Below are 13,594 nucleotides of genomic sequence, written 5' to 3' on the forward strand. Positions count from 1 at the left end.
TAAAAACTCATTTAAATCACTTTGCTATTAAGTACAAATTGATTCTTAGAGCGAACCAGATTGCTTGGCAGGAGCTTAAAAATATGGCAGCTTAAAATTGACCGTGCGTAACATGAGTTAAGGGTTCAATTCTAGGAGAGTATTTTGTTCCCTCTATGCGTCTACAGGCTGTTTCGTGTTCGTTTAACCGCTGCTCAAGACGTTTTTGCCAATCACATAGGGCGCTATAGAAATAGATGGATTGAGCATAACTGGGTTTAGAGGTGGAGGTTTTTAAAACGTCAATTAATTCGGACAGGGTAAAGGTGGATGAAACCTGAACTAGTAAGTGTTGAGCAAGCTCTTGTATGGGTCTATTGGTACTTTGTTGGCAATATTTTTCTAGCCAGATACATAGTTGTTCATTGAGTAAATTTTTCATCGCCCAGCCTCCTGATGATAATATATTCGGGGCGATTTTCTCTTGCAGTTTGAGTGAAAGAGATTTTGGCCCTTCACTATGCCGCAAATTAGATTCTACTCATCCTTTGCCGGCCGACTCATTAATTCTTGGACCACTTGTTGTGGCGTCATTTTACTGCTTAATAAGGCATTAATATGTTCACAGATAGGCATTTCTACTTGCTGTTTTTGGGCTAGGAAACACACTTGCGCTGCATTATATTTACCCTCAACTACCTGACCAATCTGTTGTTCCGCCTCAGTAATAGCTATGCCTTGCCCAAGTAAAAGCCCAAAACGGCGATTGCGAGATTGATTGTCTGTACAGGTCAATACGAGATCACCTACACCAGCAAGGCCTAAAAAAGTTTCTTGACGCGCACCAAAACTTAAACCTAAACGGCTCATTTCTGCAAGACCACGGGTAATTAAAGCCGCTTTTGCATTAGCCCCATAGCCTAGCCCATCACTAATTCCACAAGCGATGGCGAGCACATTTTTTACTGCACCACAGAGTTGAACCCCTATAAGATCATCGGATAAATACACGCGTACATTGTTGTGATGCAACAGTTGATGAATAGTTTTTTGATGATTGGAATCATTACCCGCTAAAGTTAATGCGGTTGGTAAAAATCGCGCGACTTCTTTAGCAAAGGATGGGCCTGAAATGACCGCAACCGGAAAACTTGCCCCAAAACGTGCTGCAACCAGTTCATGCAAAAGTTGATGGCTTTGCGGATCAATTCCCTTGGTGAGCCAGGTTAAACCCTTAGGTTTAATTTTAATCTGGCCTAATAGTTCGGCAAAGGCATGAGAGGGAACCGCAATAATCACTTCATCTGCATCCCTAATACAATGATTGAGATCGGCTAAGGGCTGCAGGCTATCCGGAAAAGAAATATCAGGTAAATACTGATGATTAGCGCGCTCTTCAGCCATTCGCGCTACATGTTGTGGTTTATGTCCCCACAACAAGACACGATGACCTAAATGCGCTAAATGGATTGCAACAGCGGTGCCCCATGAACCGGCACCTAAGAGGGCAATTGTTTTGTTATTCATGCTTAGTGGGCAGCGGTTTCCGTAGTAGCACCTTGACGCTCGGCTAATTTTTGCATGTATAAAGCATCAAAATTAATAGGCGCTAATACTAATTGTGGGAAGCTACCGCGAATAACTTGAGAGGTAATTGCTTCACGCGCATAAGGGAAAAGGATATTTGGGCAAAAACTATTAATTAAATGATCTAATTGATTTTCTGGCGCATTCTGAATAGTAAAGATTCCCGCTTGTTTTACTTCAACTAAAAAAGCAGTGGCTTTATTGTTAATAACGGTTGCAGTGATGCTTAATACTACTTCATAGACGCCTGGCTCAAGCTTGCTGTAAGTGGTATTTAGATCTAAATTTAACTCTGGTTCCCATTGTTGTTGAAATACAGCTGGAGTATTGGGGGTTTCATAGGATAGATCTTTCAGATAGACCCTTTGAATCATAAATTGAGTTTCGTTAGTATTTTCTTGATTATTTTGTTCGCTCATTATTTTTATCCTTTTAAAAGTTCATCGAGTTTGCCTTGGTCTTCTAAGGCATATAAATCATCGCAGCCCCCAATGTGTTGGCCATTAATGAAAATTTGCGGTACGGTGGTCCTACCCCTGCTTTTACTAATCATCTCTGTACGTAATTCAGGATGTTTGCCAATATTGAACTCCGTATAGCGTTGATTTTTTTTTAGTAATAATTCTTTCGCTCTGGTGCAATAAGGACAATAATCTTTACTGTAGATTATAATATTTGCCATGGATTAGCCCTTATTTTTAACTAAAGGAAGATCCGCATTTTGCCAAGAAGCAATTCCGCCACTAAGAACGCGTGGTTTAAAGCCTAGCGCCTTTATTTTAGCGGCTACCATCGGTGATTGTTGGCCACGTGCACAGATTAATATAAGGTTTTTCTCTTTATATTTATCCATTTTACTTTGATTAAAATCATCCGCATTCGCATTCACGGCGTCAATGATATGGCCATTTTTAAATGCTTCTTTATCTCTTAAATCAATAATTACCGCGTTTTCATTATTAATCAAATCGATTGCGGTTTGCGGGCTTATTTCTTGTGCTTTTTTCTTTTGGCTCATTAACTCATTAGCAAACACTAATAGGATAAGGATAACAAAGGCTACCCATAGTGGCCAATGGTGCATTACAAATTGACTAAATTGATTCATCGTATACTCAAGAGTTTTTATATGGCCTGGATTATCCTTCATAATAGGTAAGTAACGCAAGACTTCTGCATGTAACTTTAGTCTTGGTATTTTTTTAACAGCACATAAAGTGCTCCATAGCCGCCATCTTTCGCTAAAGCACTATGAAAGGCGAGAACTTCCTCCATTTGGGGTAGCCAGCGATTTACTAAATTTTTAATCACCGGGGCTGCACCTTCCTGCCCTCCTTTACCATGAATAATTAATAAACAACGCCTATTTTGAGCTAATTGCGTACTAATAAAATGACAGAGCGCGTCTTTAGCTTTTTCTGCTTGTAAACCATGCAAATCTAATCGCGCTTCCCAAGGAATTTGCCCATTTCTTAAGGCTTTGAATCGCTTGCTCGGTAAACTGGCCTGCGCATACGATAAAACGCTATGGCTCTGTACTGGTTCACTAATATAGTCGGATAAAAAATAGTTTTTTTCCGGTTTAACCGCGGGGTATTTCCTTTCTTTAGGGCTTATAGGTTTTAATGGTTTAACTGACGGTGCTTTATCTTGGTTTTTAAGGACTGATTTTTTAAGTGGCTTGACACTTCGCATTTGTTCGCGAAATAGTGCTTTATCTTCATCAGACAAGGAATCATCAGTCATAGCTAAGGTCATTAGTAAATAAAAGCGGTACAGTACCAGGACTTGTACGAAAGACCAATGGCTTTAAATTATTTTTATTGCAAATCTATTGCCCGAGACATCTTTTGGCAGATAGAGTACAATTTTCTTTTTGTTAGGTAAATGCACTGCCTTCCCCTTGGAGTACTCATGACCAATTGTATTATCAAAGAAACGGACGAATTAGTTACTATCCTGGATTTTCTACGTTTTAGTTTATCTTGTGCTACAGAAGCACAATTATATTATGGTCATGGCACCGATAATGTTTGGGATGATATGCGTTCATTAATTTTACGTAGTTTATCCCTACCTTATGATGTGGATCCCGCTTTATTAAATGCCAGGCTTACTACCAATGAAAAAAAATATTTATGCCAGCAATTGGAAAAGCGAATTAATCAACGCGTTCCAGTTCCTTATTTAATTAAGGAGGCTTATTTTTGTGATTTACCTTTTTATGTCGATGAACGGGTCCTTATTCCGCGCTCTCCAATTGCTGAACTAATCCGCGAACAATTTTCACCTTGGATAGAGGAAGGGCAAGTAGGGCGTGTTTTAGATTTATGTACAGGCAGCGGCTGTATTGCTATTGCCTGTTGCTATGCGTTTCCAGAGGCCTTAGTTGATGCAGTTGATATATCTAGTGAAGCTTTAGCGGTTGCGGCAATTAATAAAGAACGCTTAGCTGTTGATGAGCAACTAACTTTAATCGAATCTGATTGCTTCGATGAGGTCCCCGCCCAACACTACGATATTATTGTCAGTAATCCTCCCTATGTGGGTAAAGAAGAAATGCAAACCTTACCGGATGAGTATCGTCATGAACCCGTTTTAGCTTTAGAAACCAGCAATAATGGTTTATCTATAGTGGAAAAAATTCTGAACACAGCTCACGCTTATTTAAGTGAACAGGGAATATTAGTGGTCGAGGTAGGTAATAGTGAAGAAGCCTTATGCGAAGCTTATCCTTCTGTTCCCTTTACCTGGTTGGAAATGAGCCATGGTGGACAAGGGATCTTTTTGCTTACTAAACAACAATTAGAAGAGTATTTTAACTAAGAGAGTGGACTATGTCGGGTAATACTTTTGGCCGCTTATTTACAGTCACAAGCTTTGGTGAAAGCCATGGACCCGCTATTGGCTGCATTGTCGATGGTTGTCCCCCCGGAATGGATTTAAACGAAGAATTGATCCAACCTTTTTTAGACAAGAGAAAACCTGGGCAATCTAAATACACTACCCAACGCCGCGAAGAGGACAAAGTGCAGATTTTATCGGGCGTTTTTGCTGGAAAAACGACAGGTACGCCCATTGCTTTATTAATTTACAATAGCGATCAGCGTTCTCGTGATTATGAGGAAATAAAAGAGTTATTTCGTCCCGGGCATGCGGATTTTACTTACCACCATAAATATGGCCATCGTGATTATAGGGGCGGGGGCCGTTCTTCGGCGCGCGAAACAGCGGCTCGGGTTGCTGCTGGTGCTATTGCTCGCCTTTATTTAAAAACGTATTTAAATGTAGATATCGTTGGTTACTTGCAGCAGATGGGGAAGGTGGTAGTCCAATATGAGGATGAGCAAGAAATTGCCAATAATCCATTTTTTTGTCCTAATAAGACCCAAATAAATGAGCTTGCTCAATACATCGATACCTTAAGACGGCAAGGAAACTCTGTGGGGGCGCGTATAAAGGTGAGTGCACGAGGGGTTCCCATCGGTTTAGGAGATCCCGTTTTTGATCGCTTAGATGCGGTGCTTGCTTATGCGATGATGTCTATTAATGCGGTTAAGGGCGTGGAGATTGGTGCCGGATTTGATTCAATTACCCAATTAGGTACTACGCATCGAGATGAAATGTCCTCCCAAGGTTTTTTAAGCAATAACGCAGGGGGTATTTTAGGTGGTATTTCTACCGGCCAAACAATTGAGGTAAGTATGGCCTTAAAGCCTACTTCGAGTATTATAAGTCCAGGACGAACTTTGAATACCAAGGGAGAGGAAACAACCGTTGTTACTAAAGGTCGGCACGACCCCTGTGTAGGAATTCGAGCCGTGCCCATTGCGGAGGCAATGATGGCTTTAGTATTAATGGATCATTTCTTGCGCCATAAAGCGCAATGTACATAAAACGATAGCAATGAGGTCATAATGAGCAGAGAATTAAATGTAGCCATAGTCGGTGTTACAGGGGCAGTAGGTGAAACTTTTTTAACGGTGTTAGAGGAAAAAGATTTCCCAGTTAAAACGCTGTATCCTTTAGCCAGTGCCCGCTCTGTTGGTAAAACAATCCGCTTTAAAAACCAAGAGCTTGATGTTTTAGATTTAGCTGAGTTTGATTTTAGCCAAGCTGACATTGCCTTATTTTCTGCTGGCGGCTCTGTATCCAAAGAATATGCACCTCAAGCCGTAGCTGCAGGCTGTATTGTCGTAGATAACACGTCCTGCTTTCGTTATGAAGAAGATATTCCCTTAATCGTGCCAGAAGTAAATGCCGAGCGCATTGTTGATTATGAAAAACGTGGAATCATTGCTAATCCTAATTGTTCTACCATCCAAATGGTTGTGGCCTTAAAACCTATTTATGATGCAGTAGGGATTAACCGTATTAACGTGGCCACCTATCAATCGGTCTCTGGAACTGGTAAAAAAGCAGTGACCGAATTAGTCACCCAAGTAGGTGATTTGCTAAACGGACGACCTGCTAAAAAAGAAGTATATCCTCAGCAAATTGCTTTTAATGCCTTACCACACATCGATCAGTTTGAGGATAATGGTTATACACGCGAAGAAATGAAAATGGTTTGGGAAACTCGTAAAATTTTAGAAGACCAAGATATTTTGGTTAATCCTACTGCAGTTCGTGTTCCCGTTCTTTATGGACATTCCGAAGCAATTCATCTTGAGCTTAAACAACCTCTAAGTGCTGCTGAAGCCCGAGCTTTGTTAGAAAAAGCACCTGGCGTGAAGGTCATTGATAATCCAGCAAAATTAAGTTATCCCACCGTACTTAGCCATGCCGTGGGCCATGATGATGTATTCGTCGGTCGTATCCGTCAAGACATCTCCCATCCTAATGGGCTTAATTTATGGGTGGTCGCTGATAATATCCGCAAAGGCGCGGCGACTAATGCGGTACAAATTGCCGAAATTTTACAAAAAGAGTATTTATAAACGAAAGTTATCCGCTGGGCTAAGGTATCATCTACTGACCCTCGGTTGCGAAGAGAACTTAGCTTTCGTCCCGAAAACCTTGTGCTGTAAGCTTTGGGACGGCGCTAAATTTTTCATCCTTGCACCTAGGTAGAACTTTTAAAACGCGGCTATTGATAATTAATATTTGTAAATTCAGCAACTAATCTGGTTATTAAAGGCTACAATTATTTATAGCAACCCTTGAAAAACCTATTAGAAAACACATCTATTGATTAAATAGTATAAGGTGAATACTTCTCCAATGAGTAAAAGAAAGAAAATATTCAGATCTACTAATAGCGATACAGAAACTGACACAGAGACCGGCACGGGTACCACTACGGATGAATCGGGTGGAAGAGGGGGTAGAAATCCCTTCAAACGCAATCGTGACAGTACAGCTATTGATATCGATATAGCGCATCCTTCTAAGCGAAGCCGAGGCAATAACTCTATTTTGATTGCTGAAACTAAAGCGATGGAGCGCAATAGACGTTTAATGGAACAACAAGGTGAGCGTAAATTAGCCTCGGTAAAGGCTAGGGATCATTCAAATGATGAGCATTTAGAGCAAAGCCCTGAAGGGGAATTGCAAAATAATATTTTGCAACATCCCGAGTTAGCTAGTCAGCGTTTTGATGGGGTGGACCCTAATTTAAATCCCGAACCGCCACTAAATACCGAAGCACGCAGGGAATACGATAATGAAAAAAGAGAGCAAGATAAGGAAAAGCAACTACGCCTAGGTAATATGCCTACCTACCGAACTGATCCAACTCCTCGTGGACCAGGAGGGTAAATGACGATCGCCAATGATATTATCAGTCGAAGAATGCCTGAGTTTGATGCATATCTGCGTGAGGGAAATTCTCTAGATGATATTGATGAGTACGGTTTTACCCCTTTAATTGAATGCGCTATCACTCGTCAACCCGATATTGCCGAGCAATTACTAAAGCGAGGCGTGGATGTCAATAAAGCCGATGTCACCGGACGTACACCTCTGCATTGGGCGGTAGACAATGATGATTTAGAGATGACTCGCTTATTGCTCAACCATGGTGCTAATGCGAATGCTTATACACGCAATGGACTGTCTGTTTTGGTTTATCCGGTTTTGCGTGGCCAGGATGCAATAAAACAAATCTTGTACAATCATGGGGCTAAATTAGATTTCGCGCAAGATTTTATCAACGGCAAACTCTTAGGGCATCGTTTTGAGCTGCAAGGTGATGTAGACATCGTTAATGCAAAAGGCGAGTTTATCGAACTGGATTATGAGGGGTTTATCCTGGAATTTACTGTAGCCGTTGTTAAAGACTCCCTTCGGCGTTTTATTTCAAGCTATACCGCCCGTCATTTGCGTGAGCAATTCCCTTTATTTCATACCATAATGGAAGCCTTTGCTGCCGCAGCTCAATTGTTACAATTCCAGCATGTGCCCCGACTGGATGAGCAAAATTTACGCGCAGTTCATCACCTTGTTGAGAATGCACCGATGTTAATTTTGCCTGCTGCTAGCCGGGGGCATGCTATGTGTTTTATCCGCTATAAACAGTTGTGGGCGAAGATCGATAGAGGTGAAAATAGCTTACAAGAAGGGAGCGTCAATATATATCGCATCACCCGCCCAGAAGAAATTACCCTGCAATTCATTCATGAATTTTTATACAGAAAGCAAACCAGACGATTTTATCATCAGATGATTAACCGCCAATTAGGGCTTGTGCCTATTGCTCAATTACCGATTAGCTCTCAAATTGCTGGCAATTGCTCATGGGCCAATGTTCAAGCAGTTATTCCAGTTGCCTATGTCATGCAGCAAATGGTCGAAGGACTTAATCCTAGTCCCGAAGAGGCTATGAACATCTACAATGAGTGGGTGGAGTGGGATAAAGACCGCGCTTTAGATGAGTGCATCCAACGATTTTATTTAGCAAGTCCTCAACGTAAAGCCAGTATCGTTGCCATGCTAGGTGGTGTTTTATTTCAAGCCTGTAATAGTGAAAACAATTTACATTTAGAACGGGCGGAAAAAATTCTTAACATTATGATTTTACCGGAATATTCTTATGTTTTACAGAGTTATTTAGAGGAGTACTGTGTAAAACGTCTCACCCCTAAAGGAAATAATTTACTTAAGTTGCTTGATGATTGTGGTATTAATCCAAATATTAATGTGAATCCCATTGCTACGGGTTTATAGCCCAAAATTTTTTGATCTTGAAAATCATTGTTCAACATTTATATATTAGGCGAGTCTTCTGCTCGCTCATCTTGTTCCGGATCGTTTAATGGAGCAGCAAACTGTTTCTTTAAGTTATCAAAACTTCGTGCTGCCGTTTTAGTAGGGTCTACCTTGCCATCGGTAAGCGCTGAATTTCTAAACCAGTGTCGGTGTTCAGCAAGTGCTATTCGTACTTGGTTACATTGCTCATTTTGCTCGTTTGAAAAAGCATGAATACGCTCAAGTAAGGGGACGTTGATTAGCGCTGCTTTTATTGAATTAATTTTGTTAATTACGGTGGAGTCAACCGGACCAAAGCCGAAGAAACTTTGTTTCATTGAATGGAGGCGCTCAATCTCTTTTTTTATGGCAATCATTTCTGCTGAATTAACTGCTCGCAAATATTTAGTTAGGCTTTTCTTTATTTCCGCTAATTTTTCGGGATCCGCTTTATATTGACTTAACTTAAAACTTTGCTCATCACAGTAATTTCTCAGAAGATGATCTTCAGAACTTACTTGCATGGTTCTAAGTTGCGCAATGAGGTCTTGGCATTCGCTAATATTTTTTGCCTCAGAGCCGGAATTAATAATGGGCTTATCCACTTGAAAGGCCTCATGCTTAGGAAAAGCTTGGCGGGCTTCTCTTAAAGAAACTACTCCTGAGGCGACTAGTTCTTTTAGCATCTCGATATCAACATCAAGAGGGATGCGGTTGATGCTTTTTTGTATATTGTCTTTTTGCAGAAGGGCTAAATAAACCCTGTTCTTAGCTTCTGCTGGTAGACGTTGGGCTTGTTCAATAATGAGGCTAATATCGCTTTGTTTTTTACCATCGAGGTACTTGATAAAATGTAACAAACGTTCTTCATTCCAATATTGTCTCGTGCAAACAGCGTTAGGATTTGGTGCTTGTAAGGGCTTCACGCCATCAGGCCCATTAAAAAATAGTTGGCATTCATCACGGACTTCATCAAGTTTTTCTAAGCTACATTTAGTATAAGGATAATAAGCGACGGGGCCCTCAAAGATGTTTTCAAAAAAAGTTTGCAACTGGAGGTCGTCACTAAAGCCCATGGCGCCGAAGTTATAATCGTAAATAATGTATTTATAAGGGCTTGGGTTTTTCATTTTAATAAAACCCATGGCATGTGAGACGTCTTTATCATGCCCAGGAACCCGGGCCCCAGAGAATCTTAGCCAACATACATCACCGTGTTTTTGAGAGTCTACTTCTTGGGTGACTAAGTCTTTAATGGTGCTCCATTTAGCAAATTCACCTTTCGTTGGGTCTGCGGTATAGCTTCCTAAATCTTTTGCAAGTTTAGTACTGGCTTTTCTGGTTTGATCTAATTGAAAATTAATCAAATCAGGTTGAGGGCAAATATTATTAAGTGTGGGGGTCTTACTATTAATTTGCTTAAGAAACATTTGCGTCTCTCCAAAGCAATTTCCAAGTGCCCCAGATATGTCGGTGTGTGGTGGGTGATCGAGGACATAATTAGCCGAATTATAAGGAAAGAAAAAATTTGGACCGGCGTTCTTAGCCATAATCTTATCCAGCAGATTGGTGGCCGCCATTTTATAAAAGCGTACTGCGGTATTATGATTATCCACTTTAGTTAGGTAGGCGCTGTCTTTTAGCCTAAGATTGCTATCTACTTTTCTTACTTCTTGCAGGGCTTTCTGGATGGATTGTTCACTAGGTATATGCTTTAAGCCATTACTAATGCATTGGGCTAAATCTTGACCTTGAGGTGTTAAGTCTTTGGCTTGTTGTAATTGCTGATTAATAGACTCTACCGTTCGGCGAAATAAGAGTAAGTTTTCCCAATAAAATCCTGTAGTTTGATGTAAATAGGCATTAAGATCCCCCCCTGCAATGGCTAAGTCTTGATAGCCATCGATGCTGGTTTTCATCAATTTTCTTAAATCTTTAAGCATTGATTTAAGAAGCTCATCTGAGGTGCCTGAATTGGTAAAACGAAGTTCAGGAAGAGCAGCTTTTCTTTTATTCAGCTCTACAATAAGTCGATTTAACTGTTCAATTTTGGGATCGCCACTTTCTAACTGCGCTAATTCCTCAGTTTTTTCTTTAATTTGAGCTGTAAAATAATGATGGTGTTGCGCAAAACTCAAAGCTCTTTTTATGTCCATCATTCCTTTAGGGATTTGTTTGGTAATATGTTCATGGGTGTTCAACCGGCGATGGAGAGTCATAATCCTTGCTTGAATATTAGCAAAACCCGGAATCTCGTTTGTTGTTTCACTAAATTGCTGTATCTGGAGTTTTAATGCATCTCGCTTTTGTTCAAGCTCGATTCTATTACTAGCGCTCAATTTATCCATTGCTTTAGCAGTAAGATCTTTTTTTAAGGCATTTTCGGTATCAATTAATTGTTTACGGGCGTTATTGATAGCTTTAATTTTTTCTAGGCTCTCTTTCACTTCGGGGTTTTCAGCTAAGACTTTGAAATTTTTGTCTAATAAATGTTTGGCGTCGTTGTGATAGATGCAATAGAGCGTTGCTTGCAGCAGGTATAATTTATCTAAATATTTTTCCAGAATTTCTTTTTTGTTATTTAATTGCTGTTCGGCGTAGGGGGAATAATAATCGGTATAACCCTGAGGGCCTGCTAAAAAAGCAGGATCATTTAAAGCGAGACGCTCTAGATCGTGTTCTATTAATCCTTCAATAATTTTTTTTGCTCGAAAAGGCGAGGTTGATGGCAAATTGTTGGCCACATAAGTTAAGGCGGTTTGAATATCAATTAATAAATCTTTAATCATGTTAGTTCAAGTTTACTATTTAATAAATATATTAGACCGTAAAATACCATAGTGCACATTTTATAGCTTACCTGCTTAATTATATCATTAATATTGATTGATGGCTATTATTTAAACAGTCCCTCTCGTCGCTATCATCGGTTCAGTAGATGGCAAGGAAAATTCCGTAGGTTTCAAGGTGGCTAGAATTTTTTGTACCTGGACACATTGTTCGCTATTGGCGTTGCTACATATATTTAGTCGCTCAGGCAGGGGTACTTTACATAATGCCGTTTCAAGCCGATTAATTTTAGCTATTGCTGGATCTACCCCTTTATGCCCCCCAAATAGGGTGGTCTTTTTACCATTAGCTAAATTGTCTAGGGCCAACTTAATCGCTTGCATTTCTGGGGAGTTTACCGCCTCATAGGTTTTTTTTAAGCCAGCCAGTAATACATTTACTTTCTCCGGTTTGTGTTGGCACTGTTCGAGCTCCCGACGTTTTAAACTGCAATAAGCGGTTATAAAAATATCTTTGGTACCAACTTGTGCTTTTAAAATAGCACTAAGCACCTGTTTTGCATCTTGTACGGGATCAAATTTTTCCTCTTCATCCACGTTCGCTTCAGCCATGCTGATGAGCTCTTTGGGTTGAGCTTGTTCATTTCGTTTTGCCAGATCCTGCATTAAGGCAATTAATTTATCTCCATTTAGCCTTTTGATGGATTGACTAGTTTCTTTACTAACGGGTAGGGATTGTTTTTTAAGTTCTTCTACTAATACGTCGCAGAGGTTTTTAACTAGTTTGGTGAGTTGTTGATCGGTGCTTGCAAGGGGATAATCTTTATTTTTTAAATACAGCTCCTTAAGCTGCTGCGCTCTTTCCGCATAATGTGCATGATTGCCGGTTACCTGTAAGGCAGTCATCTCAGCAAGTTGCTTGGAGCAGGCTATTGCTTTTGCTAATCCCTCTTGTTCAGGATATACAGCAAAGGCATCTTGGGCGCTGATTTGGCCTTTTTTCACTAAACGCTCCACAAGACCCTCAAAAGGCAATGCTTCGAGTGCCTTAGGCCTATGTTTATAGGCTTCTAAAACCAATTGTTCATTATTTGGGAAAGTGCTACATACCTCTTCGGCACTCGTTATATTGCTTTCAAGCAGCTTAATGACCATCGGGGCTTGCACGAAGCTAAGAGCCGCAGGTTTGTGTTGTACTGCAGCGCTAACTACCTTCTCATTAGTTGCAAATACCTGACAGGCTTTTTCGGCGCTTATAGCCTCTTTTTCAATTAATGTAAGCATTAAATCCACAGAAGCATTCGCTAAAACTTTGGGATTTTTATTAAATGCGGCAAGGATTACCGCCTCATTACTATTCAATGCTTTACTGCATGCTTCTAATTCTTTAGTTGTGAATTTATTCTCATTGATAAGTTCGACGATGAGCTTAGGATCAATCGCCGCGATTAGCGTAGTGGGATTTTTGGTGGCTTTGATTAAACTAAGTAATTGATTTTTAGTGGCATATTTTAAAAGCAAAGGATCTTTGCTTGCTTCATAAACCGCTTTAACTAAGTCCGCAGAGACAGTGCTGATACAACTAGGGTCTTTATTAAAGGCTGCCAGGAAAATAGTTTTATGATTAGGGACTAATTTAAGTGCTCGAGCAGGGGTAATTTGCTCCTGTTGAATGAGGCTAATAAGTTGCTCAACCACCCCTTTGGGTAATTCTGTTTTTTCGGTATAGGCAAAATCATGCGTACTTTTTGCAAGTTGTTCAATTAAGGCGAGCTTATTACTTTTAATAGCCATACTAAAGAGCTGGGTCTTATTGGCATTGGGATGTTCAATTAGCTTTTGATAAAGTGACTCTTGCTGGGGTTCGGGCAATTGTTGAATTTTATCAAGAGTGAATTTTAAATCATCTTGTGATTTACCCAGATGTTTTATAAATAACTCATGTTACGCACATAAACTTGTAGTTTGACTAAAAAGCATTAGAATTCCGCCCTTAATTTTAGGGAGGGAATTAAATGGATATGCTTGATCTTTATAGTGATTATTTGATT

12 protein-coding genes and 1 pseudogene are annotated in these 13,594 nt (G+C 40.1%); 5 read left to right on the forward strand and 8 right to left on the reverse strand.

Annotated features, from left to right (window positions below):
• Positions 1-91: 91 nt before the first annotated feature.
• From ELY15_RS09420 to ELY15_RS09445, 6 genes are all read right to left on the reverse strand, one after another.
• Positions 92-421: a hypothetical protein gene (locus ELY15_RS09420; protein ID WP_127099419.1), complete on the reverse strand. Its 330-nt coding sequence runs from the start codon at positions 419-421 to the stop codon at positions 92-94.
• 95 nt (positions 422-516) lie between these two features.
• Entirely contained in the window at positions 517-1,506 is a 990-nt protein-coding gene (locus ELY15_RS09425) for an NAD(P)H-dependent glycerol-3-phosphate dehydrogenase (protein WP_127099420.1), read from the reverse strand.
• A 2-nt stretch (positions 1,507-1,508) separates the two neighbouring features.
• Positions 1,509-1,985 (reverse strand): protein-export chaperone SecB, encoded by a 477-nt coding sequence (gene secB / locus ELY15_RS09430; RefSeq protein ID WP_127099421.1) that lies wholly within the window; start codon positions 1,983-1,985, stop codon positions 1,509-1,511.
• 5 nt (positions 1,986-1,990) lie between these two features.
• Positions 1,991-2,248, reverse strand: a complete 258-nt coding sequence (gene grxC / locus ELY15_RS09435) for a glutaredoxin 3 (RefSeq protein WP_127099422.1) — start codon at positions 2,246-2,248, stop codon at positions 1,991-1,993.
• 3 nt (positions 2,249-2,251) lie between these two features.
• Positions 2,252-2,674: a rhodanese-like domain-containing protein gene (locus ELY15_RS09440; protein ID WP_127099430.1), complete on the reverse strand. Its 423-nt coding sequence runs from the start codon at positions 2,672-2,674 to the stop codon at positions 2,252-2,254.
• Between the two features lie 77 nt (positions 2,675-2,751).
• Entirely contained in the window at positions 2,752-3,312 is a 561-nt protein-coding gene (locus tag ELY15_RS09445; RefSeq protein WP_127099423.1) for a Smr/MutS family protein, read from the reverse strand.
• 168 nt (positions 3,313-3,480) lie between these two features.
• Between ELY15_RS09445 and prmB the strand changes: the two genes are divergently transcribed.
• The 5 genes and pseudogenes from prmB to ankH all read left to right on the forward strand — a co-directional run bounded on the left by prmB (position 3,481) and on the right by ankH (position 8,733).
• On the forward strand, positions 3,481-4,392 hold the full coding sequence (gene prmB / locus ELY15_RS09450) for a 50S ribosomal protein L3 N(5)-glutamine methyltransferase (protein WP_127099424.1): 912 nt from the start codon (positions 3,481-3,483) through the stop codon (positions 4,390-4,392).
• A gap of 11 nt (positions 4,393-4,403) precedes the next feature.
• Positions 4,404-5,462, forward strand: a complete 1,059-nt coding sequence (aroC, locus tag ELY15_RS09455; protein WP_127099425.1) for a chorismate synthase — start codon at positions 4,404-4,406, stop codon at positions 5,460-5,462.
• 21 nt (positions 5,463-5,483) lie between these two features.
• A complete protein-coding gene (locus ELY15_RS09460; protein WP_127099426.1) occupies positions 5,484-6,506 on the forward strand; it encodes an aspartate-semialdehyde dehydrogenase in 1,023 nt (340 codons plus the stop codon).
• 478 nt (positions 6,507-6,984) lie between these two features.
• Positions 6,985-7,326, forward strand: a pseudogene (locus tag ELY15_RS16725) (DNA mismatch repair protein MutS); the annotation flags it as partial.
• Entirely contained in the window at positions 7,327-8,733 is a 1,407-nt protein-coding gene (gene ankH / locus ELY15_RS09470) for a Dot/Icm T4SS effector AnkH/LegA3 (protein ID WP_127099427.1), read from the forward strand. It begins immediately after the preceding pseudogene.
• 38 nt (positions 8,734-8,771) lie between these two features.
• Here the strand turns inward: ankH and ELY15_RS09475 are convergent, their stop codons facing one another.
• Positions 8,772-11,543 (reverse strand): hypothetical protein, encoded by a 2,772-nt coding sequence (locus ELY15_RS09475; protein WP_127099428.1) that lies wholly within the window; start codon positions 11,541-11,543, stop codon positions 8,772-8,774.
• A 111-nt stretch (positions 11,544-11,654) separates the two neighbouring features.
• Positions 11,655-13,415 carry a hypothetical protein gene (locus ELY15_RS09480; RefSeq protein ID WP_127099429.1) on the reverse strand — a complete coding sequence of 587 codons (1,761 nt, stop codon included), beginning with the start codon at positions 13,413-13,415 and terminating at the stop codon, positions 11,655-11,657.
• Positions 13,416-13,594 lie beyond the last annotated feature (179 nt).

The sequence above is a fragment of the Legionella sp. km772 genome (genome assembly GCF_003989735.1).
Lineage (GTDB): Bacteria > Pseudomonadota > Gammaproteobacteria > Legionellales > Legionellaceae > Legionella.